We start from the raw sequence: 25669 nt of genomic DNA on the forward strand, positions 1-25669 counted from the left end.
GTTTCACCTTACGAGAACATCCATTTTTTGATCGAGTACCGGGTCGTCTCCCAGCGGAGGGCGGCGATCGACGTCGTGAGCGGAATCCCCTTCGGGCACGCCTGGACGCAGTTCTGGGAGTTGCCGCAGCCTTCCAGGCCCTCCTCCCCCATGATCGCCTCGAGGCGCTCGTGCTTGTGCATCGCGCCGGTCGGATGGGTGTTGTGAAGGCGGACCTGGTTCATGATCGCCGCGCCCATGAACTTCGACCGAGGACTTACGTTCGGGCAGACCTCGAGGCAGACGCCGCACATCATGCAGCGGGAAAGCTCGTAGGCCATCTGCCGGTCGACTTCCGGCATCCGGGGCCCGGGGCCGATGTCGTACGTTCCGTCGATCGGCACCCACGCCTTGACCTTCTTCAGATCTTCGAACATCCGGCTGCGGTCGACGATGAGGTCCCGGACGACCGGGAAGGTCCGCATCGGCTCGAGGGTGATCGTGTCGCCGAGCTTATCGATGAGGGCCGAACACGCCTGCCGGGCCTTGCCGTTGATGACCATCGAGCAGGCGCCGCACACTTCCTCGAGGCAGCTCATCTCCCAGGCGACGGGCGCGACCCGCTCCCCCTTGGCGTTGACGGGGTTTTTGCGGATCTCCATGAGCGCGCTGATGACGTTCATATTCGGCCGGTAGTCGATGACGAACGTCTCTTTGTACGGCGGCTGATCCGGCCCGTCCTGGCGCGTCACGATGAGGGTGATCTTGCGGCTCACGCCTTCGTCGCCTCCTTGGCCACGTCATACCGTCGGGGCACCGGCTTGACGAGGGAGATGTCGACGTCTTCGTAGTCGAACTTCGGCCCGTCCGGCGTCCACGTCGCCTTCGTCGTCTTGAGCCACTCTTTGTCGTTCCGCTCCGGGAACTCCGGCTTGTAGTGGGCGCCGCGGCTTTCGTTCCGGTTCAGGGCGCCCAACGTGATCACCCGGGCGAGCTCGAGCATGTTCCAAAGCTGCCGCGTGAAGAAAACGCCCTGGTTGTTCCACTCCAGCGTGTCGTCGAGGTTGATGTCGTGCCAGCGCTCCATGAGCTCCTGAATTTTCTCGTCTGTCTTCTTCAGCCGGTCGTTGTACCGGACGACGGTGACGTTTTCCGTCATCCACTTCCCGAGCTCTTCGTGCAGCTTGTAGGCGTTCTCCTTCCCGCCGCGCATGCCGAGGATGCGGCGATACTTTTCTTCCTCCCGCTTCACCGCCGCCTCGAAGAGCGTGCTCGGGAGGTCGTGGGCGGATTTCTTGAGCCCCCGCATGTACTCGACCGACTTGGGACCGGCGACCATGCCGCCGAAGACGGACGAAAGCAGCGAATTGGCGCCGAGGCGGTTGGCGCCGTGATACTGGTAGTCGACCTCGCCGGCCGCAAAGAGGCCCGGGATGTTCGTCATGTGGTTGTAGTCGATCCAGAGGCCGCCCATGGAGTAGTGCACCGCCGGGAAGACCTTCATCGGCACCTTGGTCGGATCGTCGCCCATGAACTTTTCGTAGATCTCGAGCACCCCGCCGAGCTTCACCCGGAGCACCTCCGGCGGGATGTGCGAAACGTCGAGGTACACCATATGCTCTCCGTTGATGCCGAGGCCCAGATCGACGACGACGTGGAAGATTTCCCGGGTGGCGATATCCCGCGGCACGAGGTTGCCGTAAGCCGGGTACTTTTCCTCGAGGAAATACCACGGCTTCCCGTCCTTGTACACCCACACCCGGCCTCCTTCGCCGCGGATCGATTCGCTCATCAGGCGGAGCTTGTCGTCGCCGGGGATGGCCGTCGGATGCACCTGGATGAACTCGCCGTTGGCATAGATCGCCCCCTGCTGGTAGACGGCCGAGGCGGCGCTTCCGGTGTTGATCATCGAGTTGGTCGATTTGCCGAAGATGAGCCCCGGCCCGCCGGTGGCGAGGATGACGGCATCCGCCGGGAAGGCCCGGATCTCCATCGTCGTCATGTTTTGCGCCACGATTCCCCGGGCGACGCCTTCCTCGTCCAGGACGAGGGAGAGAAACTCCCACCCTTCGTACTTTTCCACCAGGCCGGCGACCTCATGCCGGCGCACCTGTTCGTCCAGCGCGTACAGGAGCTGCTGCCCGGTCGTCGCCCCGGCGTACGCCGTCCGGTGATAGAGGGTGCCGCCAAAGCGTCGGAAGTCGATGAGCCCTTCCGGCGTCCGGTTGAACATGACGCCCATCCGATCGAACATGTAGATGATCCCCGGCGCCGCCTCGGCCATCGCCTTGACCGGCGGCTGGTTGGCGAGAAAATCGCCGCCGTAGATCGTGTCGTAAAAATGCTGCCACGGCGAGTCGCCCTCGCCCTTGGTGTTGACGGCGCCGTTGATCCCGCCCTGGGCGCAGACGGAGTGGGACCGCCGGACCTTGACGACGGAAAAAAGCTTCACCGGCACGCCGGCTTCTGCGGCCTTGATCGTCGCCATCAACCCCGCCAGCCCGCCGCCGACGACGATGAGCGTCTGCTTTGCCATCCGCCTCTACTCCCCTCTCACGCGATAAACGCAAAGAGCGCCATGAGCCCGACGTACGACAGAAAGACGAACACGATCGCCGACACGTAGGTCATCTGCCGCTGGGCCCGGGGGCCGACGGCGAGACCCCAGCTGACGGCAAACGACCAGAGGCCGTTCGAAAAATGGAACACCGTCGAAAGGATGCCGATGATGTAGAAGGCGATCGAGACGGGGTTGTCGAGGATGTTTTTCATCATCTCGAAGTTCACCGGCTGGCCGAGGGCCGCCTGAACCCGCGTCTCCCAGACGTGCCAGGCGATGTAGATGAGGGTGATGAGGCCGGTGAGCCGCTGAAGATAGAACATCCAGTTCCGGAAATAGCCGTAGTTCGGCAGGGTGTTTTTCGGCTGAAAGGCGATGACCACGCCGAGGACCGCGTGAAAGAGGATCGGGAGATAGATGAAGAAGATCTCCATGAGGAGGACGAACGGCAGGCTGTTGATCCACCGCACGGTCGCCTCGAATTTTTCCGGCCCCCCGACCGCCGAGTAGTTGGCGATGAGGTGCTCGATCAAAAAGGCGCCGATCGGGATGACGCCGAGGAGCGAATGCAGCCTGCGGCTGACAAAGGAACGCGGTAAGACGGTTGCCATCGAATCCCTCCGCTTCCGGCCGGGACCGACCCGGGACAATATTGTGAAAAAAAGCACGCGTGGTTTGACAGGTGAAACTCCGGATCATTTTTCCGCTTTCATTGTACCGCCGGGTCAAAAAAAGGTCAAGAAAACGCTCCCGCATCAACGGTTGGCCACCCCGACCGGCCGGAAACGGCCCGAAAGCGGCACCCGCCGACAGCGTTGAAACCTTGTTCACTCCGCCGCCTCAGCGATCCGGGCGGCCAGCCGGCCGAGGCCGTTCTCCTCGCCGAGGCCGAAGCCGTCGTGAAGCATTCGGACGGCGTCCGCCCCGAGGGCGCGGGGGATGACCGCCGACACTTTGATCTCGGAGGTGCTCACCATCTTCACCGGAATGCCGGCGTCGGCGAGCAGGCGAAACATCGTCGCCGCGACGCCGGGCCGGGTGGCCATGCCGGCGCCGACGATGGACACTTTGGCCAGGTCCGCCTCGACCTCGACCGCCGCATGACCGAGGGTCGCCTGGAGGCCGTCGAGGACGGCCCGGGCCCGGTCGACGTCGTCCTCCTGGACGGAAAAGGCGACGTCGGTCGTGCCGTCGTTCCGGGTGGTGTGGATGATGATGTCGACGTTGACGCCGGCGGCCGCCAGCGCTTCAAACAGATCGGCCAGCGTCGTCGGCCGGAGCGAGAGGCCGACGAGGGTGAGCCGCGCCACCGCCTTGTCGAGGGCGACGCCGCTGACGACCCGGTCGTCTTCGAGGCCGCCGGCGTTCTCACTCGAAGCACCCGGATGCGCGCCGGTCGAATCCGAGGCGCCGGGCGCCTCCGCGGCCGTCCTCGCCTTAAGCTCCGTCGAAGCGGAACGGTCTTGAGCGTAAGAGGCGGCGCCGGTCGACCGCTCATGGCGGACGTCCTCCGGACGCGTCGAACGCGTTTCCACGATCAGTGTCCCCCCTTCGTCCGTATACGATGAGCCGACAAATAGCGGCATCTGATAGCGCTTGGCGAGCTCCACCGACCGCGGGTGAAGGACGCCGGCGCCGAGATGGGCCAGCTCGAGCATCTCGTCGTACGTCACCGTCGGAAGAAGCCGCGCCCGAGGTTCGATCCGCGGGTCGGTCGTGTAGACGCCGGGGACGTCGGTATAGATTTCACACCGATCGGCGCCGAGGGCGACCGCCAGGGCGACCGCCGTCGTGTCGGATCCGCCGCGGCCGAGGGTCGTGATCTCGCCGCCGGCGGTGATGCCCTGAAAGCCGGCGACGATCGCCACCGTCCTTTCGGCGAGAAGCGCGCGCAGCTTTTTCGCGTCGACGGCCCGGATGCGGGCCCGCTCATGAACCGCCTCGGTGAGGATGCCGGCCTGCCAGCCCGTCAGGGACACCGCCGGCACGCCGAGGGCCTTCAAGGCCATGGCGAGGAGGGCAATCGACACCTGCTCGCCGGTGCTTAAGAGCATGTCCATTTCCCGGGCAAACGCCGGTTCTCGCCGTCGGTCGCCGACGACCGCCTCGGCCAGGGCGATGAGATCGTCGGTCGTCCGGCCCATGGCGCTGACGACGACGGCGAGCTCGTGTCCCTCCCGGTGGCGGGCGGCGATCCGCCCGGCGACGGCTCGGATGCGGTCGGCGTCCTTGACCGAAGAGCCGCCGTATTTTTGCACGATGCGCACCGGCCTCCACTCCCTTTAGGACTTTGTCTCTTTAAAGCGCTCATGGTTCCCATTTTATCCGAGGGGGGGGTCTTCGGCAACGCGGTCGGCCGCCCGGGCGCCGCCGTCCGCCGATTCGACCGCCGCCTCGATCTCCCCGCCGGCTTCGGCGTCGATGCCGGATTCGTCGAAACCGCCGGAGGGCGCCGGCACCGCTCCGGCGCCGGAGCGCCGATCCGGCCGGGGCCGCTCCTCCGGGGCCCCCCCCGAGGCCGCGCTGTCGGCGTCGAGCGCCTGCAGGCGTTCCCGGAGCGCCTCCGCCGCCGGACGGCCAATGAGGCGCCGGATCTCTTCCGGGTCGGCCGCGCGAAGGCGCCGGAGGGAGCCGAAGTGCGTGAGGAGGGCGCGCTTTCGCTTCGGACCGATCCCCGGCACGCCGTCGAGCAGCGATGCAAGGGCGCTCGACCGGCGAACGGCGTGGTGATACGCCTGGGCGAAGCGGTGCACCTCTTCCTGGATGCGGGCGATGAGGACGAACGCCTCGCCGGAGCGCGGGAGGGCGACCGGCGCCGGGGGATCGCCGAAAAGGAGTCCGGCCGTCCGATGCCGCTCGTCCTTGACCATGCCGGCGACGGGCAGAGAAAGGCCGAGTTCGTGCCGGAGGACGTCGACCGCCGCCTCGACCTGCGCCCGGCCGCCGTCGACAAGGACGAGATCGGGATGCGGCGCGCCTTCTTTGAGCAGCCGGATGAAGCGCCGGCGGACGACCTCCCGCAGGGCGCCGGGGTCGTCGCCGCCCCGGGCCTCTTTGAGGCGGTATTTGCGGTAGGCGGTTTTGTCGGGCCGGCCGCCGACGAAGGCGACCATCGCGCCGACGGCGTCGGCGCCGCCCAGGTGGGCGATGTCGAACGCCTCGATCCGCTCCGGCGGCCGGAGGCCGAGGGCGGCGCCGAGCTCCGCGAGGGCGCTCCGAAGCTTTTCGTCGTCCCGGGTCCGGAGGGCGAGGTGCTCGTCGAGGGCGAGGGCGGCGTTTTTTTCCGCCATCCGGACGAGGTCCCGGCCGGCGCCTCGCTTCGGAATCTTCACCCGCCGCTCGAGGAAAGCCTCGAGCGCCTCCAGCGCCGCCTCCCCTTCCGGACCGGCGGCCGGCGGGAGGAGAATCTCGTCCGGCCAGCTGTCCCGGTCGAAGGCGGCGTAGAACTGGGCGACGTACGAGAAAAACGCCTCTTCCGCCGGGACGGAGAGAGGCCGGATGTCGCTTTTCCGCTCGATGAGTCGACCCCCTCGCATGTGCAGCACCTGAACGGAGAGGAGACCGTTTTTCTCCGCGTAGCCGAAGATGTCCCGGTCGGCGGCGTCCGGGAGGAGAACGGACTGTTTTTCCATCACGGCATCGATCCGCCGGATGAGGTCCCGAAGCTCCGCCGCCCGCTCGAAGTCCCACGCTTCCGCCGCCCGGCGCATGTCGGCGGCGAGCTTTTCTTTCACGTCGCCGTGGCCGCCTCGGAGGAACGCTTTGATCTCCTTCTCAATGGCGGCGTAGTCTTCCGGCTTGACGGGCCGGATGCACGGAGCGAGGCACTGGCCGAGGTGATAGTAGAGACACGCCTTCGCCGGGAGCGTCCGGCACTTCCGGAGGGGATAGAGGCGGTCGAGGAGGCGCTTCGTCTCCCGAGCGGCGGTGGCGTCGGGATAGGGGCCGAAGTAGTGGCCGTCTCCTTTTTTCACCCGCCGGGTGATCTCGAGGCGGGGGTGCCGCTCCTTGGTGAGCTTGATGTAGGGGTAGCTTTTATCGTCCTTGAGGAGCACGTTGTAGCGGGGCTGGTGCTCCTTGATCAGGTTCATCTCGAGAATGAGCGACTCGAAGGCGCTCCGGGTGACGATGATCTCGAAATCGGCGATCTCCTGGACGAGCCGCTCCGTCTTCCCATCGTGGGAGCCGGTAAAGTACGACCGGACGCGGTTTTTGAGCGATTTCGCCTTGCCGACGTAGAGAACGTGGCCGTCTTTGTCTTTCATCAGATAGCAACCCGGCGCGTCGGGGAGGAGGGAAAGCTTTTCTTTGAGCTTCACGACGATCACCTTCTCCCCTATTGTAGCACATCGGCCGGGGCGGACTTCGCCGGCAGGATCCCGACCTCCTTCGCCCCGTTCGCCGTTTTCGCGCCACCGCCGTTTTTCTGATATAATCTAACAGCTACAACCGACAAAACAGACGCCGATCCGAGGGAAGGAGGGAGCCGCATGCGCGCGACCGTCGGAAGGAAAATCCCCTTTCCCGGGGCGTCCGAGGAGGATAAGGCGCCCGCCAAACCGGCGACCGCCCGGGAAAAAGGACGCCGCGATCCGGCGATGTTTTTGTGGATTCTTCTGGCGATCAGCCTGGCGCATCTTTTCAACGACTCGATGCAGGCCGTGATTCCCGCCGTTTTTCCCATCCTGCGGGAGAACCTGGCCCTGGATTACGTTCAACTCGGGTGGGTGAGTTTCGCCCTGTACGCCACGGCCTCGGTGCTGCAGCCGGTGATCGGCCTCGGAACGGATCGCCGCCCGCTCGTCTATTTGCTGCCGACGGGCATGCTGTTCTCCCTCGCCGGCATGGTCACCCTGGCCTTAGCCCATGAATTTCATCACGTGCTTCTTGCGGTGTTGCTCGTGGGGCTGGGGTCGGCCGTCTTCCATCCGGAAGCATCGCGCGTCGCCCATCTGGCGAGCGGTCCGCGCCGGGGGCTCGGGCAATCGATCTTCCAGGTCGGCGGAAACGCCGGACAGTCCCTCGCCCCGCTTCTTTCCGCTCTGATCTTTGTCCCTTTCGGACAGCGGGCGGCGCTTTATTTCGCCCTCCCGGCGGCAGCCGCCGCCGGGCTCATGCTCGCCGTCGCCGCCTGGCGCAAAACGATCACGAAGGCGCACCCCTTCGCCCCCGCGGGCGACCAGGGGCCGGCCGAACGCGACCGGAAAACGGAGACCGCCGCCCCGCACGCCGGCCGCCACCGCCTCCTCATTCGCGCCCGATGGGCCCTTCTCGTCCTCGTCGCTTTCGTCTTCCTCCGGTCCTGGTACCATGTGGGGATGAGCAATTTTTATGCCTTTTACCTGATCGAACGGAGCGGACTTCCGGTCCAGCGCGCGCAGCTTTACCTCTTTTTGTTTCTGGCGGCCGGGGCGCTGGGGACGCTCTTCGGCGGACCGCTCGCCGACCGTTTCGGACGAAAGACGGTGCTCGTCTTTTCCATGCTGGGCGCATCCCCGTTCGCCCTTCTTCTTCCCCATGTGGGACCGGCGCTTGCCCTGGCGGTCATGCCGATCCTCGGCTTCATCGTCCTCTCTAGCTTTTCGGTTAGCGTGCTCTACGCCCAGGAGCTGTTCCCCGGCCACGTCGGCGCCATGTCGGGGCTTATCATCGGCCTTGCGTTCGGCATGGGTGCCGTCGGCGCCATCGCCGTCGGCGCCTTCATCGAGCATTTCGGCATCACACTCGGCATGCAAGCCTTAAGCGTCCTTCCGCTTCTCGGTGCGCTGGCTTTCCTTCTCCCGAGCGATCGAGAGATCGCCGGATGGCACGTGACGGGCAAGGTTCCGCACGCCTAAGAGATAAAACGCGGCCGACGCCGCGACCGGGTAACACCTTAGACAATTCAAGCCGGGAAGGCCGGCCGGCAGCCTGGTCGCAGGCCCCCCGGCGACTGGACGGTAGAAACCGGAAACGCAGGCACCGAAAAAGCGGGCGGCCCTGAAGAGGGAGCCGCCCGCTTTTCGCCACGATCCGGAGCGGTTTCAGGCCTGCTCCTTCCCTTCGGCGATGTAGCGCTGCCGGAGCTCCTCGACGACCGCCGGATCGGTGAGGGTCGTCGTATCGCCGAGGGCCCGTCCTTCGGCGATGTCCCGAAGCAGCCGCCGCATGATCTTCGCCGAGCGCGTCTTCGGCAGGTCGGCGGCAAAGAAGACGTCCGACGGCTTGGCGATCGGGCCGATCTTCTCGCCGACCCACTGCCGAAGCTCCTCCTTGAGGGCGTCGCTCGGTTCGACGCCGGCCCGGAGGACGACGAAGGCCGAAAGCGCCTGCCCCTTGATCGGGTCGGAGCGGCCGATCACCGCCGCCTCGGCGACCGCCGGATGGGCGACGAGGGTGCTTTCGAGCTCGATGTTCGACAGCCGGTGGCCGGCGACGTTGACGACGTCGTCGACGCGGCCGGTGATCCAGAAATAGCCGTCTTCATCCTTCCGGGCGCCGTCGCCGGTGAGGTATCGGCCGGGAAACTGGCTCCAGTACGCCTTGACGTACCGGTCCGGGTCGCCCCAGAGGGTGCGGAACATCGCCGGCCAGGGCCGCTCGATGACGAGGTAGCCGCCGACGTTCGGCGGGACGGGGTTGCCCTGTTCGTCGACCACGTCGGCCTTGATGCCCGGAAGCGGCACCGTCGCCGAGCCCGGCTTCATCGTCTGAACACCGGGAAGGGGCGCGATGAGGATCATGCCGGTCTCGGTCTGCCACCACGTGTCGACGATCGGCGTGCGACCGCCGCCGATGTGCTCGTGATACCACATCCACGCCTCGGGGTTGATCGGCTCGCCGACGGTGCCGAGGAGGCGGAGGCTCGAAAGGTCGTGCCGCTTCGGGTACTCCGGCCCCCAGCGCATCGCCGTCCGGAGGAACGTCGGCGAGGTGTAGAAGATCGTCGCCTTGTATTTTTCCACGATCGCCCAGATGCGGTCCTTGTCCGGCCAGTCCGGCGCCCCTTCGTAGATGACGACCGTCGCGCCGTTCGACAGCGGGCCGTAGACGATGTAGCTGTGACCGGTGATCCAGCCGATGTCGGCGGCGCAGAAGTAGACGTCGTCGTCCTTGAGATCGAAGACCCATTTCGCCGTCAACGTCGTCCCGACGAGGTAGCCGCCGGTCGTGTGGAGGACGCCCTTCGGCTTGCCGGTCGTGCCGGATGTATAAAGGATGAAAAGCGGATGCTCGCTGTCGAGGGGTTCCGCCGGGCAGTCGGCCGCCGCCCCGGCCATCGCCTCGTGCCACCAGACGTCCCGGCCGGGGACCATCGCAGCGCCGGCGGCGTCGCCGACCCGCCGCAGGACGACGACCTTCTCGACCGAGGGCGCCTCCACCAGCGCTTCGTCGGCCCACTGCTTGAGGGGGACGACCTGCCCCCGCCGCCAGGCGCCGTCCTGGGTGATGAGGACCTTCGCCTGAGCGTCCTGGATCCGGTCCCGGAGGGCCTGGCTGCTGAAGCCGCCGAAGACGACGGTGTGGGTGGCGCCGATCCGGGCGGCGGCGAGCATGGCGATGACGAGCTCCGGCACCATGCCCATGTAGATGGCCACCCGGTCGCCCTTCCGGACGCCGAGGCCCTTCAGGACGTTGGCAAACTTCTGCACTTCCCGGTGCAGGTCTTCGTACGAGAGGGCGCGCCGGTCGCCGGGCTCCCCTTCCCAGAGGATCGCCGTCTTCGTCCGCCGGGGGCCGAGGGCGTGACGGTCGACGCAATTGTAGCTCGCGTTCGTCTCGCCGCCGACGAACCACTTCGCCCACGGCGGGTTCCACTCGAGGACCCGATCCCATTTTTTGAACCAATGGACTTCCGCTTCGGCGTGCTTCGCCCAGAAGCCCTCAAAATCCCGTTCCGCTTCTTCCCACGGCGTCCGGTCTTTGACCCACGCCCGCTCCCGGAAGTCGGCCGGCGGTTCAAAGCGGCGCTCTTCCCGGAGCTTGCTTTCCAAAAGCGACCCTTCCGCCGCCTTCACCTCGCGATCGGTCATCGTCCGTCCCTCCTTGCCGGTGAAGGATGAGCCCGGAGCCCGCCGGCCCGCCGCAGGCGGCCGCCGATCCACCGCAGGGGGCGGCCGGTCCGCCGCAGGGCCGCCGGCCCCGGCGCGTTTGTAAAATCCAGTCTAACACAATCGACCGAGACGCGAAAGAACCGGGGCGTTTCAATCTTGCGCGAATGGTGGCGAAGCCGCGCCCGCCGACGGCGGGGCGCCGGCATCGGCGCCGCTTCGGGCAGCGGCGAGCTTTTGCCACGCTTCCATGATCTCGGCGACGCTCGCCTCCTCTTCGATGGTCGAGATGTCCCCCGGCGGCTGGCCGAGGAGCGTCGCCTTGAGCACCCGACGCATGATCTTGCCGCTCCGGGTCTTCGGCAGCATCGGCACGAAGATCAGATCCCCGACGACGGCGACGGGGCCGAGCGCCTGCCGAACCGTCTGCCGGAGCTCGTCTTCGAGGGCCGGCGACGGCTGAACGTCCCCTTTCAACACGACAAAGGCGGCGATGACCTCGCCCCGGAGGGGATCCGGCCGGCCGATGACGCCGGCTTCCGCCACCGCCGGATGGCGGAGGAGCGCCGATTCCACCTCGACGGTGCCGAGGCGGTGGCCGGCGACGTTCAGCACCTCGTCCGCCCGGCCGGCGAACCAGACGTAGCCGTCCTCATCGATGTGCGCCGCGTCGCCGGCGTAGTAGACGCCCGGGATGCGGCGCCAGTACGACTCGCCGTATCGCTCCGGCTCGCCCCACAGGCGGGCGGTGAGGGTCGGGAAGGGCTTCTCGACGACGACAATTCCCTGCCGGCCGGCCGGAAGCGGCGTGCCGGTGTCGTCGACGATGCGGACCGCCATGCCGGGGAGCGGCACGCCGGCGGACCCGGGCTTGATCGGGAGCAGTCCCAGGCCGTACGGGTTCCCGATGACCGGCGCCGCCGTCTCGGTCTGCCACCAGTGGTCGATCACCGGCACCCGCCCTTCGAACACCTCGTCCTGAAACCACGCCCACGCCGGCGGGTTCAGCGTCTCGCCGGCGCTGAACACCCGCTCGACCGACGTGCGGTCAAAGCGGCGAGCGACGTCGGCGCCGTACTTCATCAGCATCCGGATGAGCGTCGGCGCGACGAAAAGTCCCGTCACCCGCTCCGACTCCAGGATGCGATAGAACGTCTCCGGGCCGGGGTGATCGAGCGCCCCTTCGAAGGCGAGCGTCGTCGCGCCGACAAAGAGCGGCCCATAGACGATATAGCTGTGGCCGACGATCCAGCCGATGTCCGATGTCGACCACCAGATGTCCGTCGGCCGGAGGGCGTACATCCACTTGGCCATCGCCCGGACGCCGACCTGATACGGTCCATGGGCGTGGACGACGAGCTTCGGCTTGGCGGTCGTCCCGGAGGTGGCGAGGATGAACGCCGGCTCGTTGGCTTCGACCGGCGTCGCCGCGTCGCTTTCCTCTTCTCCCGCCTGAAGAAACGCCTCCCAGTCGAGGACGGCCTCCGCCGGGAGGGCGCCGTACGACCGGGGGCCCGCGGCCGCCTCCCGTCGCAGGACGACCGCTCGCTTGAGCTCCGGCAGCGGCTCGCTTAAGGCCTCGGCGACGATCGCTTCGAGGTCGACCGTCTTCCCGCGGCGGAACGTCCGGTCGGCGTAGAGGAGCGCCTTCGCCCCCGAAAGGGCGATCCGGTCCCGGAGCGCCCCGGCGCCGAAGCCGGCGAAGACGACGACGTGGATCGCCCCGATGCGGGTCGTGGCCAGCATGGCGGCGATCGCCTCCGGCATCGTCGGCATGTAGATCGCCACCCGGTCCCCTTTTTCCACGCCGAGGGCCCGGAGCCCACGGGCAATCCGCCGAACGAGGCGGTGGAGGTCGTTGTAGGTCAGAACCCGTCGCTCGCCCCGCTCGTTCAGGCCGATCAGGGCGGCGTGACCGCCCCAGCCCCGCTCGAGGTGGACGTCGAGGGCGGCGTAGCTTACGTTCGTCTCGCCGCCGACGAACCAGCGAAACGACGGCGGCGCGCCGTCGTACGCCCGTTCAAACGGTTTGAACCAGAACGCCTCCTCCCGGGCGATCCGGCCCCAGAAGGCGGCAAAATCCCGCTCGGCTTCCCGCTTCAGGCGTTCGAGTTCCGGCTGAAAGATGCGCATCGCAGGTCGTCCCCCCTATAAGGTCGGTCTCGGTCGGCATCCTCCTTCACGCCCGGCCCCGCCGCTCGGCGGGCGGCGGGGCAAGGATCCGGGCGATCGGGTTGAACGGCTTCGCAAAAAAGGCGCCGGCGCGCCCGTCTCTTCGCCGGAGGGAAAGGGTCGGCCGACGGGGCGCCTCGCCGATCAAGAATGGGCGCCTAGGCGAAAGCGGAAACGCGCGAAGGCGCTCCCTCCCTCACTGCTCGGCGCCGAGGCCAGTGTGGGCTCGGACGGCGAGCTCGTCGAACTTCGCCGCCTTGTCCGCTTCCGCCGGCGTAAGAAGCGTCACCAAAAAGGCGGTGAGGAACCCGACCGGGACGCTCACGATGCCGGGGTTCGCCAGCGGGAAGAGAGCATCTTTCCCCATGACGCTGGGGCCGATCATGACGAGCGTCACCGCCGTCGCGGCGCCGACGATCATGCCGCTTACGGCGCCGGCGGTGTTGAACCGCTTCCAGTAAAGAGAAAAGAGGATCACCGGCAGGTTGGCGCTTGCGGCGACGGCGAAGGCGAGGGCGACGAGATAAGCGACGTTTTGCCCCTTGGCGAGGATGCCGATGGCGATCGCCACCGCGCCGACGACGAGCGCGGTCACCCGGGCGACGACGAACTGCTTCCGCTCGTCGACGGCGCCCCGCTTGATGACGTTCGTGTAGATGTCGTGGGCGAAGGCGCCGGAGGCGGCGAGCACCAGGCCGGCGACGACGGCGACGATCGTCGCGAACGAGATGGCGGCGATGGCGCTCATGAAAAGCTCCCCGCCGATCGTCCCGGGGCCGCCGCCCAGGGCTTCGGCGAGAAGCGGCGCCGCCATGTTGCCGCCCTTGTCCGCCGCCCGGATGCGATCAGGCCCGACGAGGACCATGGCGCCGAAGCCGACGAACGTGATGAGGAGGTAGAAGACGCCGATGATCGCCATCGCCCAGACGACCGACTTCCGGGCCTCTTGGGCCGTCGGCACGGTGTAAAAGCGGATGAGGATGTGCGGGAGACCCGCCGTGCCGAGGATGAGGGCGATGCCGAGGGAGACGAGGTCGATCGGGTTTTTGTAGAGCTTCCCGGGCTGGAGGAATTCGACGCCGTGCTGCTCGGCGACGGCGGCAAACAGGTTCGACGGGTTGAAGCCGAACCGGGCGCCGACGAGGAGGACGATGAGGATCGTCCCGGCCATGAGGAGGACCGCCTTGACGATCTGCACCCAGCTCGTCGCGATCATCCCGCCGAAGACGACGTAGACGATCATGAGCACGCCGATGATGACGACGGCCCACTCGTACGGAATGCCGACGAGAAGCTGGATGATCCCCCCGGCGCCGACCATCTGCGCCACCATGTAAAACGTGCTGATCGTCAGCGTCACGAGGGCCGCCGCCAGGCGCGTCGGCACCGGCTGAAGCCGGTAGGAAAGAACGTCCGCCAGCGTGTACTTGCCGGAGTTCCGGAGCGGCTCGGCGACGAGGTAGAGGACGACGACGTAGCCCATGAGCCAGCCGACGGCGTACATGAAGCCGTCGTAGCCGTTCAAGGCGACGAGGCCGGCGATGCCGAGAAACGAGGCGGCGCTCAGGTAGTCACCGGCAATGGCGAGGCCGTTCTGCCAGCCGGTGAGCGACCGGCCGGCGGCGTAAAACTCGCTCGTCCCCCGGACCCGCCGGGAGGCCCAGTAGGTGATGTACATCGTGAGGGCGACGATGGCGACGAAGAGCGCCACGCCGAAGAGCTGGATCATCCGCTCACCGCCCTTTCCGTCCGCGGTCGCTTCCGGCCAGTTCCCGAGCCCGGGCGTCGAACGAGCGGGCCGCCCGGACGTAGACGTACGCCAGCGCCCAGGCGACGACGTAGTAGATGAGGCCGTAGGCGTAGCCGAACGTCACGTGTCCGACGACGAACGATCCCATGAGCGGCCGGGCGTAGCCGGCGAGCAGAGGGAGGAGAAGATAAAACGCGACAAAAAGAATCGTCACCGGCCAGACGAAGGCCATCTTGCGCCGGACGAGGGTGCGAAACCCGTCCGAGCGGGCGATCGCCTGATAGCGGGCTTCGGCGGCCTCCGCCGGCGCCCTTCCGGAGGAACCGAACGCAAGATCGAGGTCGGACATCGGCGCGCCTCCTTTCGGTTTTCTTTTTCCATGCTCGCCCGGTTCTCTTTTGGGCGAGATCACCGGTTTGGGCGAGATCACCGGGCCGACATTTGGCGAGAAAACCGGACAACCGCTGCGCTGGAAAGCGCTTTCCCCCTGGAAAGGGTTAATCAGAGGATAGCAAAAAAACCGACGGTTGTGAACATGAAGCGCGCGAAATGTCCGTTGATGCGCGCCAACGGCATTTTTCCACGCGCGAAGAGGAGCGTTCCGTTCGATGGGAACATGCGGATTGGAGGACGAAACTGCCGGTTCACCCCGCTTCCGGCCGAATCCGGCCGCCGCGGACGCGGCCCCTTCGGGGCTGCCCAAACGACGCCGCCGGCCGAATCGCCTCCGCCGCGGGCGAAGCACTCGCTGCCGCCGGCCGAATCGCCTCCGCCGCGGGCGAAGCACTCGCTGCCGCCGGCCGAAGCCCCCTACCGCCGGCCGAGGCGATCGAACAGCGCCTTGGCTGCGCCGCGGCTCACCGGGATGGCGGTTTGGTTCGCGTCTTTGAGGTACACCGTGTAGGCGCCGTTGGCCCACGGCTCGATGCTGTCGACGTAGTCGAGGTTGAGGAGAAAGCTCCGGTGGACGCGCAAAAACGGCCCGCCCTGCAGCCGCTCCTCGAGTTCGGCCAGCGCCATCCGGCTTCGGATTGGTCCCCGAAGCGTGTGAACCACGATCTCCCGCTCTTTCCGCTCCGCGTAGAGGATCTCCTTCGGATCGAGGACGACGTACCGTTCCCCATCGTCGACGAGGAGTTTTCCCGCCGGCGCCGACGACATTCCCCGCTCTCGAAGCCGCGCTTTCAGTCGCCGGAGGGCCCGCTCGACCCGGGCGGCGTCGTACGGCTTTAAAAGATAATCGACCGCCTCCAGGTTAAACGCCTCGAGGGCATACCGCTCGTACGCTGTCGTAAACACGACGAGAGGCGCCGCTTCGGCGCCGTGCCGGGCGATCCAGCGCTCCAGCGCCTGAATTCCCGAGCGCCGGGGCATCTCGATGTCGAGAAAGAGAGCGTCCGGCCGATGTCGGGAAAGGAGATCGAACAGCGTCTCGCCGTCTTCCGCCTCGCCGACGACGACCACCTCCGGATCCCGGGCGAGCACCTCCAAAAGTTCCTCCCGGGCGAGGGGCTCATCCTCGGCCACGATCGCCCGAAGCTTCACCGTCCCCCTCCTTTCACCGCAGTGCGGCCGGCGTCTCCGGCGGGCGGGCGTCCGGCCTTTCGGCGGGGAGCCAGAAGCGAACCGCGGCCCCGCCCTCCGGCCGGTTTTCGAGCCGGAGCCCGGAGACCGGTCCCAGCCGGCGCCGAAGCCGGGCGTCGACATTTTTGAGGCCGATCCCCGTCCCGGCGGCGCCGAGGGGCCGCTCCTTTTCCCCGCCTCCGGCGCCGGCCGACCCGGCGAAAGGCGCTTCGGCGGCCGCCGCCGGATCGGGTTCGCCAGCTGTTTTCCACGCCGCGATGAGCTTCGGCGGAAACCCGGCCCCATCATCCTCCACCGCCACCAGCACCCCTCCCCGCTCCGGCATCGCCCGAACCGACACCGTCCCCCCGCCGTCCTTCGCGCGGAGGCCGTGCCGCACGGCGTTTTCCACGAGCGGCTGGATGACAACCGGCGGCAGGACGATCGCGGTCGGATCGACGCCGGCTTCCACCCGAACCTCGATGCGAATGCGACCGGAAAAACGGGCGTGGACGATCTCGGCGTACGCCCGCACGAAGTCGAGCTCCGCGTCGAGGGTCGCCCATTCCCGATCGTCGGCGGTGAGGACGTAGCGAAGGACATGGGCGAGATCCACGACGGCCCGCCGGGCCCGTTCCGGGTCGCGGCGGATGAGGGCGTGGATCATCGTCAGCGTATTGAACAAAAAGTGCGGGTGAATCTGCGCCTGGAGCGCCCGGAGCTCCGCCTCCCGGGCGAGCGTCCGGTACCGCTCCGCCTCCAGGGCCGAAAGCTGTTTCGACAGCAGGCTCCCGATGCCGTGGGCGATGGCCTCCTCCACCGGGCCGATCGCCTCCGGCCGGCCGAAGGTGAGGACGAGGAGGCCGATGGCCTTTTCGCCGGCCTCCACCGGCACGAAGACGTTCGCTCCGTCGACGACCGCCCGGCGGGAAAAAAGCGCCTCCGCCGCCGGATGCCGGAGCGCCGAGCCGGCCTGAAGCCCTGCCGGCGGCCGGCCGGCGCTGGCCAGCACCCGGTGTTCGTCCGCCACCGCCGCCCCCTCGAGGCCGAGCTCCCCCGCAAGCAGCCTGGCGACGTCCTCGGCCCAGGCCGCCGGCTCCGCCCCGGCGACGTGCCGCAAGGTCTTTTCCAATACCGAAAGCGCCTGCCGCATCTTCCGGGCGGAGGCCTGCCAGAGCGCCTGCTGAGCGCCCAGGATGATCGCCGAAAAGGCCGCGAGCGCCGCGCCCATGACCCCGACGAGGGGTGGCCCGGCTTCGTCGGCCCACCGCACCGCCGAGGGCGCGTCCCCCCGGGCGACGAGGACGGCGCCGACCTGCACGATCGGAAGCAGCATGCCGACAAAAAAGGCCCGCGCCGGCACCATAAGCCGCGGCCCACCGAAAAAAACCGAAAGCCCCCCGGCGACGAGGCCGGCGGCCACGTCGGCCGCCTGAAGCGGTTCCGCACCGGCGCCGACGAGAAGGCGGGCGGCGCCGGCGGCGACGAGGCCGGCAACTCCCCCCACCGCCGGGCCGCCGAGAAGCCCGCCGATCGCCACCGGGATCGGCGCCAGGTCGATGACGTACGCCTCCGGCGGAAGCGGCGAATGGAGAAAAAGCGGGACCGGCGTCCAGCGGCCGTCGACCGAGACGAGGCCGAAGGCCGTCCCGAGAGCGCCGAAGGCACCGAAGAGAAGCCCCTGCAGCGCCCGCAGCCGTCGCCCGGTGACGGGCGCCGCCAGCGGCCGAAGCGGTCGAAGCTCCAGCGCCATCAGGACGACGAGGAGAAGGAGCGCCGCCCGCTCGAGAAGCGCCCAAAAAAGCGGCATCAGCCGGACCGCCTCCCGTCCGACGCCGAGTTGGCTTCCGCCGCACCGCCGGAGTTTTTCCCCGACGGCCAAAGCCCGTGGGCCGCCCGGAAAAACGCCGGCCACGGAGCCGCCGCCCCGCCGGGAAAAAGGCGGCTTCCGACGACGGTCAAGAGAAAGCCCGCGGCGATCGCCGCCGGAGGAACCCAAACCCCGCCGGACGAATGTCCGTAGGCAAAACCCGACCCGACGGCGGCCAGGACGAACCCGCCGACAAGGCCGAGGACGGCGCCGCCCGGCGTAAGCCCCCGCCAGTACAGGAGAAGGAGGAGCGCCGGAAAAAGACTCGAGGCGGCGATGACGAAAAGATACGAAATCAGCACCGCGACGTTATCCCCGCCGACGCCGAAGGACGCCGCCGTCGCCGCGAGGCCGACGGCAAGGGCGCTCGCCCGGGCCAGGCGGAGTTTGACCGCCTCGTCCGCCACGCCGCCCTTCAAGACATGATCGTACAGATCGTGCACGAGGGCCGTCGTCGCCGAAATGACGAGCCCCGTCACCACCGCGAGGATCGTCTGAAACGCCAGCGCCGCCACAAAGGCGAACAAAAACACGCCGCCGATCGCCCGGGCGAGCGCCGGGGCGACGAGGTTCCCCCCCTCTTCCGCCAGCGCGGAAAGCGCCGCCGGCGAAAGGACGCCCCGCGCCGATAGCCCCATCACGAGCGCCAGAAGGTAAAACACCCCGATGACCGCCGCCGCCCACACGACCGATCGCCGGGCGGCCGTCACCGACGAAACCGTCAGCATGCGCTGGAGGATGTGCGGCAGGCCGGACGTCCCGAACAAGAGACCGAACAACAGCGCCGCCTGCGCCGGCGGGTCGAGGGGAAGTCCCGCCGGCGGAACGAGCGGCTCCAGGCTCGAGCGGCCGGCCGCCGCAAGCGCCGCCCACCCGCCCAGGCGGACGACCGCGATGAGGGCGATGAGGAGCGAGCCGAAGAGGAGGAGGATCGTTTTTATAATCTGCACCCAGCTCGTCGCCAGCATCCCGCCGTAGGCGACGTAAACGGACATGATGAGGCCGATGACGACGACGCCGACGCGAAAATCGAGGCCGAGGAGCAGCCGGAGAAGGAGGCCCGACCCGACGAGCTGCGGCAGGAGATAAAGAAAGGAAATGGCAAACTGCACCCCGGCGACGGCGAACCGGAGGCTCCGGCCCGGAAAACGGGCGGCAAAGACGTCGCCGAGCGAATACCGGCCCAGCCGGTGCACCGGCTCGGCGATCCAGAAGCCGAAGACGACGTACGATGCGAGAAACCCCACCGCAAAAAGAAGCCCCAGGTGCCCGTAGAGGGCGATCGCGCCGGTCGTGCCGAGAAACGACGCCGCGCTGATGTAGTCGCCGGCGATGGCCAGCCCGTTTTGCGCCCCCGAAAGGCGCCGAGAGGCGGTGAAAAACCGAAGCGTCGTCGGCTGCCGTTCCGCCGCCCAGTGGGTGATGACGAGGGCGCTTGCCAGCATCGCCAAAAAGAGCCCGAACGTCGTCGCCACCTCGCCCGGGACGCCGAGGGCGGCCGATGCGCCGAACGCCTCTAAGACGAACCCCTTTGCCATGCCCGACCCTTCCCCGCCGACGATTCCCGTACCGACGCCGATCATCTCTCTGCCGTCGACCTGCTTCCTGAAACCGACATCATCCACATCGTCATTTGCGTCAACCTTCAATCTGTTCTAGATCCGCCGCTCCCATCCGGCGCCGGCAACCGCCCTGTGGACGCCGGCTCCGGCAACGCCGCGGCGAGCGCTCGCTCTTCCCGGCCGCTCAGCGCGGCCTCCAGCGCCAAAAGTCCCACGGTGAGAACCATCACCCCGATCACCGCGCCGAGGCGACCGCCGGTCCACGGAAGCCCGCCGTAGATCACGGAAAAGGCGCCGCCCAGCGCCGTCCGCCGCCAAAACCGGCGTCTTAAGCCCCCTTCCGTCAATATCCCCCACCTCACCCGGTCGGATCTTCCGCATGCGGCCGAAGACATTCGCGCTCGGCCGGAACCTCCGCTCCCGGTCGAAAAAATTCGCGCCGATGAGCCGCCACAAAGGCGCCAGACCGCCGGTCGTCCGCCCGCCGGATCGCCGGACTGGATTCAATTTTCCGTTAACACCTTCGACGCCGGAAGCCGCACACGGCTTCCGAATGCCGGCTTCCGGCCGAGGCCAACGTCCTCGCCGCCTTCGGGACCGGCCACGAAAACGACAACCCGACGTCCCACCCAATCGGCACACCGCGCCGTCAGAAACGACAAAACCGCGCCGCGAGCCCCCCGCGCCCGGTCCGAAGCCGGCTTTCCCTCATGCGAGGTGCTTTTCAATCGCCCGGACGAAATTCGGCTTCGGCTGAAAGCCGACGATTCGCTCGACGACCTCGCCATTTTTAAAGAATAAAAGCGTCGGGATGCCCATGATGCCGAAGCGGCTCGGCGTGTCCGGGTTTTCGTCGACGTTGAGCTTGACCACCTGAATTCGTCCGGCGTACTCCTCGTCCAGCTGCTCGAGGATCGGCGCGATCATCCGGCACGGGTGGCACCACTCGGCCCAGAAGTCGACGATGACAAGCCCCTCTGCCTGCTCCACGTCCCGGGCAAAATCGGCATCGGTCGTATGTTTGATGGCCATGGCCTTTCCTCGCCTCCCCCTCGCATGGTCCGTTCGACCGGCATGCCGGCTCCATCGCAGACCCGCCGCGACCGCCGCCCACCCGGCCCTTCACCGGCACGCTCGCCCCTCATGATAGCAGATTTCATTCGGAAAGCCAACGAACACCGCCCGGTCCGAAGCCCGGACCGGGCGGCCGTTTTCATTCAGGTCGAATTGGCCTCATCCGCCGAGATACGCCGCCTGAACCCGCGGATCGCCCTTAAGCGACCGGCAGTCGCCGGAGAGAGCGATGCGGCCGTTTTCCAGCACGTACGCCCGGTGGCAGACGTCGAGGGCGAGGGCGACGTTTTGCTCGACGATGAGCATCGTGAGCCCTTCCTTCCGGATCGCCTCCAGCGCCGCATAAATATCGTCGACAACCTTCGGCGCAAGTCCGAGGGATGCCTCGTCGATCATGAGGAGCTTCGGCCGGCTCATGAGCGCCCGGGCGATGGCGAGCATCTGCTGCTGGCCGCCGGAGAGCGTCCCGGCCTCCTGCGCCGAACGCTCTTTCAAAATCGGGAAGAGCGCATACACCCGCTCAAGGGACTCGGCAAGGTGCGCCCTCGCCTCCCGGGTCATCGCCCCGACGTCGAGGTTTTCCCGCACCGTCATCCCCGGGAAAAGGCGCCGCCCCTCCGGCACGTGGGCGATCCCGAGCCGGGCGATCGCATCCGGCGAAAGCCGCCCGAGGTCCTGCCCCGAAAACCGGATCGTCCCCCGGAACCGCCGGACGAGGCCCGAGACGGCGTTTAAAAGCGTCGTCTTCCCGGCGCCGTTCGCCCCGACGAGGGCGACGATCTCGCCGGATTTCACCTCGAGGTCGACATCCCAGAGGACGGTCACATCCCCATACCCGGCGGAAAGGCCGGCGATCTCAAGGAGCGCCTCACGCATGACGCCGCTCCCCCAGGTACGCCCGGACGACGTCCGGATGCCGGGTGACCTCCTCCGGCGTCCCCGCCGCGATCGTCCGGCCGAAGTTCAGGGCCAGCGCCCGCGTCGCGACCCCGAGGACGACCTTCATGATGTGCTCCACCATGAGGATCGTCACCCCGCTTTCTTTCAGCGTCCGGATGAGCGCCATCACCGCTTCCACCTCTTTCGGGTTGAGCCCGGCGGCAACCTCATCCAGGAGAAGAAGCTTCGGCTCCGTCGCCAGCGCCCGAGCGACTTCAAGCCGCTTCCGCCCGGCGATCGGAAGCGTCCGGGCCTCTTCATGCCGCCGCTCATAAAGTCCGGTGAGCGCGAGCACCTCGAGCGCCCGCCGTTCGGCCACCTCCCGCCGGCGGGTATGCAAAAAGGCGCCGACCATCACATTTTCCAGCACCGTCATCCGCCGGAGCGGCCGAACGATCTGAAACGTCCGGCCGATCCCCCGCCGAATGATCGTATCCGTCGGAAGCCCGTCGATCCGCGCTCCTTGAAAGACGATTTCCCCTGCCGTCGGCCGGAACACGCCGGTGATGAGATTAAAAAGCGTCGTTTTCCCCGAACCGTTCGGGCCGATGAGGGCCAAGATCTCGCCTTCCTCGACCGAAAAGCTCACGTCGTCGACCGCCACCACGCCGCCGAACCGTTTCGAGACGTTTTTCACCTCAAGCAGCGCCATGCCGGACCCCCTCCCGCTCCGCCGCCGGCCGCCGCCGGAAATGAACCGAACCGACCAGGCCGTTCGGCAAAAACACGATGACCGCAATGACGAGAAGCCCGAAGACGAGGGCGTTCGCCGATCCGAGGCTCGAGCGGAGGAGCTCGTTTAAGCCGATGTAGACGACCGCCCCGACGACCGGTCCGAAGAGCGTCGCCACCCCGCCGAGCATGACGACGAGGATGATCATGATCGACACGTCGGAGAGGGAAAACACCGTCGCCGGATCGATGAAACTGACATAATTCATGTAAAACGCCCCCGCCAGGCCGGTCAAAAACGCGCTTGCGAGGAGCGCCAGCATCTTCACCCGAGCCGTCGGAATGCCGAGGGCCGCCGCCGCGTCCTCATCCTCCCGCACGGCGACGAAGTAAAATCCCGCCTTCGACCGCCGGAGCGCTTCGCTCGTGGCGAGGGCAAGCGCGAGCATAAAGAGGGCCAGATACGCATACGGCAGCTTGTCCGTAAACGCCGGCATGAGGAGGATCCCCCGGGCGCCGTTCGTCACCTCCGTCCAGTTATTGAAGACGATGTAAAACATTTCGCCCAGGGCGAGCGTCCCGAGGGCAAAATACGGCCCCCGCAAGCGAAAGGCGATCGCCCCGATGGGAAGCGCGATGGCGGTCGCGACGATCGGCCCGAGCAGCATCCCCCACCATGGCGAGACGCCGGCCTTGGTCGCGAGGAGCCCCGCCGTATACGCCCCGACGCCGAAAAACGCCGCGTGGCCGAGGGACACCTGGCCGGCGTAGCCGCCGAGGATGTTCCAGGCCACGCCGAGGGTCGCCCAGATGAGCATGACGATGAAGACGTGCCGCACATACGGATGGGAGACGACGAGCGGAAAAACGAGGGCCGCCGCCGCAAGCGCGAAAAGGCCGACCGACCGTTTCATCTTATCCCTCCCGTTTCGCCCGGCTCAGACGGAGGCCTTTTAAGCCGCCGGGCAAAAAGAGGAGCACGAGCAAAAAGACGACGAGGCCGAACAGATCCTTGTACCCCATCGACACGTACGTCGCCCCGAGCGATTCGAACACGCCGATGATGAGCCCGCCGAAAAACGCCCCGAGGATGCTCCCCATTCCGCCGAGGACGGTGATGATGAACGCCTTCGCGGTAAACAGGTGCCCGATATCCGGGTAGAGGTAAAAGATCGGCAGAAGGAGCCCCCCGCCGGCCGCCGAGAGCGCCGCGCCGAGGCCGAAGGTGACCGCCGTCACCTGTTTCGTCGGGATGCCCATATAAAGCGCCGCCTGACGGTCTTCCGCCGTCGCCCGGATCATCCGGCCGTAGGCGGTGTGGCGCAAAAACCACGACAAAATCAGCACGAGCCCGAGCGCCGCCAAAAAGCCGACGAGCATCGGCACGCTCACCGAAATCGGGCCGGCGGCGAGGCTCTTTTCCGCAAGCGGCGTCTTCACCGACCGGTAGTCGGAATGAAAGAGGAGGCGGATCAGTTCCGTGAGGACGAGGGAGATGCCGACCGTAAGGAGCATCTGGTTTTCCGGCAGAATCGCATCGACTTCCAGCAACCGGTTGATGAGCCCCCGCTGAAGCGCTACGCCGAGCCCAAACAGCACCGGCATGGCGACGAGGAGGCCCGCGTAGGGATCGAGGCCGAAGGCGTCGTTCAGGGCGTAGACGACGTACATGCCGACCATGACGAGGGCGCCGTGAGCGAGGTTGATGATTTTCATCACGCCCATGATGAGCGTCATGCCGATGGCAATGAGGGCGTACATGCCCCCGAGGAGAAGCCCCCAGACGAGCGCCTGAACGAATTCCGCCACCCTCTCCCTCCTTTCGCCGCAAAAGGTCAAAACATCACAAGGCAAAGCCGTGCCGGACGCAAGCCGTGCCGGGCCTTCGAAAACGTTCCGGCAGGCCGCATCGGACGGCCTGCCGGCCGTTTTCAACCCTTTCGGCGTCCGACGATCGACCGGTCGCCGGACATGGTCCGGCCGGCGCCCGCAAGAAGAGGCGCCGGACCTTTCGTTTCTCCACCGTTCTCAAGCTCGACGCCCGCAACCGGCGCCGACCGCCGCGCCGAGCGGCGTCGCCGGCAGAATCGTCCCGAGCGGCCGCTTTTTCACCGCCGGCACCCGGCGATGGGAAGGGACCGACCCGAACTTATCGGGCGTTCCACGCCGGTGCCGGGTAGACGTAGTCCGCCGAAGCGGCCTCCTTCGGCCAGACGACCTCCAGGCTGTCGCCAAGCCATTGGACGAGATACGTCGTCGGCTTGTTCTGGTTCGTATAGCCGTCCCAGTCTTCGAAGGCGATCGGGCCCATGATCGTGTCGAGCTTCGTCTCCTTGAGCGCCTGTTTGATCGCCTCCGGATCGCCGGAGCCGGCGCGGTTCAGCGCATCGATGAGGACCATCATCGAGGCGTACGCCTGGGCGCCGTGGTAGTCCGGCTCCTTGCCGTATTTTTCCTTGTACGCGTCGAAGTACGCCCGGGCCCCTTCCCAAGCGACGTTCGGCACCCAGAGGGACGTCGAGGCGACGAAATTGGCCGCACTGCCGGCGTTTTCCTTGAACTCCGGCATCGTGTACCCGGCCCCACCGCCGATGAAGAGCTTCGGGTTGAAGTCGACTTCTCGCATTTGTTTCACGATGAGGGCGGCGTCCATCACATACGAGACGGCGAAGACGATGTCCGGGTTTTGCTTTTTCATGTTGCTGAGGAGCGGCTTAAAGTCCAGGGCGCCTTTTTCGTACGACTGATCGAACACGATCTCGATGCCCCGTTCTTTCGCCTTCTCCCGGAACCCCTTCGCCGAACTCGTGCCGAAGTCGGTGTTTTCATAAATGACCGCCGCCGTCTTCGGCCGGGCGACCTGATCGAGAAAATCCCACATCGCGCCGGTGTAGTGGCTCGCCGGCGCCGCCGTTCCCCGGAAGACATACTCCCACCCCTGCCGGGTGATGTCGTCGGCGGAACCGGTGACGATGAGGAACGGAATCCGGTTGGCCTGGGCGGTGCTGGCGATGACGTTCGTGTTGGCGCTGGCGTAGCCGCCGGTGAGGACCGACACCCGGTCCTGGTTGATGAGCTTTTCCGCCGCCGCCTTGGCCGAATCCTGCTTCGACTGGTCGTCCTCGAAGATGAGCTGGATCGGCCGGCCGCCGATCGTCGTCTTCCCTTTTTCTTTGAGTTCGTCGAAGGCCATGAGCATCGAATTTTTCTCCATCTCGCCGAACATCGCTTCGCTGCCGGTGAGCGGCAGAATGACGCCGACCTTGATCGGCTCGCCTCCCTGCCCCGCCTGATTGGCCGCTTTCCCGCCGTCGGCCGTGCTGCCGCCGGCGCCGCCGCATCCGCCGAGGACGAGCGCCGCCGTGAGCGTGAGGACGATCCCGGCCGTCCACCGCCGTCCGATGCTGCGCATCGCACTCCCCCCTTGTGTTTTTTAAAAATTGAGAAGGCGCCTTTTGCGAAGGCGCCTTCATTATAGCGAGTCGTGCGAAGGAAAGC

General features: G+C 67.0%; 20 protein-coding genes. 1 reads left to right on the forward strand and 19 read right to left on the reverse strand.

Annotated elements, in window-relative coordinates:
- Positions 1 to 8: 8 nt before the first annotated feature.
- From sdhB to uvrC, 5 genes are all read right to left on the reverse strand, one after another.
- Positions 9 to 755 carry a succinate dehydrogenase iron-sulfur subunit gene (gene sdhB / locus K2M58_RS08675; protein ID WP_220677231.1) on the reverse strand — a complete coding sequence of 249 codons (747 nt, stop codon included), beginning with the start codon at positions 753 to 755 and terminating at the stop codon, positions 9 to 11.
- On the reverse strand, positions 752 to 2515 hold the full coding sequence (gene sdhA, locus K2M58_RS08680; protein ID WP_220677232.1) for a succinate dehydrogenase flavoprotein subunit: 1764 nt from the start codon (positions 2513 to 2515) through the stop codon (positions 752 to 754). Before sdhA ends, sdhB begins: the two co-directional genes overlap by 4 nt.
- Before the next feature lie 17 nt (positions 2516 to 2532).
- A complete protein-coding gene (locus tag K2M58_RS08685; protein ID WP_220677233.1) occupies positions 2533 to 3150 on the reverse strand; it encodes a succinate dehydrogenase cytochrome b558 subunit in 618 nt (205 codons plus the stop codon).
- Between the two features lie 216 nt (positions 3151 to 3366).
- Positions 3367 to 4806 carry an aspartate kinase gene (locus tag K2M58_RS08690; protein ID WP_220677234.1) on the reverse strand — a complete coding sequence of 480 codons (1440 nt, stop codon included), beginning with the start codon at positions 4804 to 4806 and terminating at the stop codon, positions 3367 to 3369.
- Between the two features lie 54 nt (positions 4807 to 4860).
- The gene (gene uvrC, locus K2M58_RS08695; protein ID WP_354667511.1) at positions 4861 to 6867 is read right to left on the reverse strand and encodes an excinuclease ABC subunit UvrC; all 2007 of its coding nucleotides are present in this window, start codon (positions 6865 to 6867) and stop codon (positions 4861 to 4863) included.
- Between the two features lie 162 nt (positions 6868 to 7029).
- Between uvrC and K2M58_RS08700 the strand changes: the two genes are divergently transcribed.
- On the forward strand, positions 7030 to 8376 hold the full coding sequence (locus K2M58_RS08700; RefSeq protein ID WP_252393429.1) for an MFS transporter: 1347 nt from the start codon (positions 7030 to 7032) through the stop codon (positions 8374 to 8376).
- Positions 8377 to 8562: 186 nt separating this feature from the next.
- On the opposite strand, the gene acs is transcribed toward K2M58_RS08700, so the two are convergent.
- The 14 genes from acs to K2M58_RS08770 form a co-directional block, all read right to left on the reverse strand.
- Positions 8563 to 10551 carry an acetate--CoA ligase gene (acs, locus tag K2M58_RS08705; protein ID WP_220677235.1) on the reverse strand — a complete coding sequence of 663 codons (1989 nt, stop codon included), beginning with the start codon at positions 10549 to 10551 and terminating at the stop codon, positions 8563 to 8565.
- 171 nt (positions 10552 to 10722) lie between these two features.
- Positions 10723 to 12702: an acetate--CoA ligase gene (locus tag K2M58_RS08710; RefSeq protein WP_220677236.1), complete on the reverse strand. Its 1980-nt coding sequence runs from the start codon at positions 12700 to 12702 to the stop codon at positions 10723 to 10725.
- 235 nt (positions 12703 to 12937) lie between these two features.
- Positions 12938 to 14470 carry a solute symporter family protein gene (locus tag K2M58_RS08715; protein WP_220677237.1) on the reverse strand — a complete coding sequence of 511 codons (1533 nt, stop codon included), beginning with the start codon at positions 14468 to 14470 and terminating at the stop codon, positions 12938 to 12940.
- 4 nt (positions 14471 to 14474) lie between these two features.
- Entirely contained in the window at positions 14475 to 14840 is a 366-nt protein-coding gene (locus tag K2M58_RS08720; RefSeq protein WP_220677238.1) for a DUF485 domain-containing protein, read from the reverse strand.
- Between the two features lie 461 nt (positions 14841 to 15301).
- On the reverse strand, positions 15302 to 16036 hold the full coding sequence (locus tag K2M58_RS08725) for a LytR/AlgR family response regulator transcription factor (RefSeq protein ID WP_220677239.1): 735 nt from the start codon (positions 16034 to 16036) through the stop codon (positions 15302 to 15304).
- Positions 16037 to 16049: 13 nt separating this feature from the next.
- Positions 16050 to 17864, reverse strand: coding sequence for a histidine kinase (locus K2M58_RS08730; protein WP_220677240.1), 1815 nt, complete (start codon positions 17862 to 17864; stop codon positions 16050 to 16052).
- Positions 17864 to 19507, reverse strand: coding sequence for a solute symporter family protein (locus K2M58_RS08735; RefSeq protein WP_220677241.1), 1644 nt, complete (start codon positions 19505 to 19507; stop codon positions 17864 to 17866). Before K2M58_RS08735 ends, K2M58_RS08730 begins: the two co-directional genes overlap by 1 nt.
- Before the next feature lie 62 nt (positions 19508 to 19569).
- Entirely contained in the window at positions 19570 to 19833 is a 264-nt protein-coding gene (locus tag K2M58_RS08740) for a hypothetical protein (RefSeq protein ID WP_220677242.1), read from the reverse strand.
- A gap of 361 nt (positions 19834 to 20194) precedes the next feature.
- Positions 20195 to 20518, reverse strand: coding sequence for a thioredoxin (gene trxA / locus K2M58_RS08745; RefSeq protein WP_220677243.1), 324 nt, complete (start codon positions 20516 to 20518; stop codon positions 20195 to 20197).
- A 201-nt stretch (positions 20519 to 20719) separates the two neighbouring features.
- Positions 20720 to 21436: an ABC transporter ATP-binding protein gene (locus tag K2M58_RS08750; RefSeq protein ID WP_220677244.1), complete on the reverse strand. Its 717-nt coding sequence runs from the start codon at positions 21434 to 21436 to the stop codon at positions 20720 to 20722.
- Positions 21429 to 22151, reverse strand: a complete 723-nt coding sequence (locus K2M58_RS08755; RefSeq protein WP_220677245.1) for an ABC transporter ATP-binding protein — start codon at positions 22149 to 22151, stop codon at positions 21429 to 21431. Before K2M58_RS08755 ends, K2M58_RS08750 begins: the two co-directional genes overlap by 8 nt.
- Positions 22138 to 23085: a branched-chain amino acid ABC transporter permease gene (locus tag K2M58_RS08760; RefSeq protein WP_220677246.1), complete on the reverse strand. Its 948-nt coding sequence runs from the start codon at positions 23083 to 23085 to the stop codon at positions 22138 to 22140. Before K2M58_RS08760 ends, K2M58_RS08755 begins: the two co-directional genes overlap by 14 nt.
- Position 23086: 1 nt before the next feature.
- Positions 23087 to 23980, reverse strand: coding sequence for a branched-chain amino acid ABC transporter permease (locus K2M58_RS08765; protein ID WP_220677247.1), 894 nt, complete (start codon positions 23978 to 23980; stop codon positions 23087 to 23089).
- A 340-nt stretch (positions 23981 to 24320) separates the two neighbouring features.
- On the reverse strand, positions 24321 to 25583 hold the full coding sequence (locus tag K2M58_RS08770) for an ABC transporter substrate-binding protein (protein ID WP_220677248.1): 1263 nt from the start codon (positions 25581 to 25583) through the stop codon (positions 24321 to 24323).
- Between the last annotated feature and the right edge of the window lie 86 nt (positions 25584 to 25669).

The sequence above is a fragment of the Hydrogenibacillus sp. N12 genome (genome assembly GCF_019645935.1).
GTDB classification, from domain to species: domain Bacteria; phylum Bacillota; class Bacilli; order Thermicanales; family DSM-22653; genus Hydrogenibacillus; species Hydrogenibacillus schlegelii.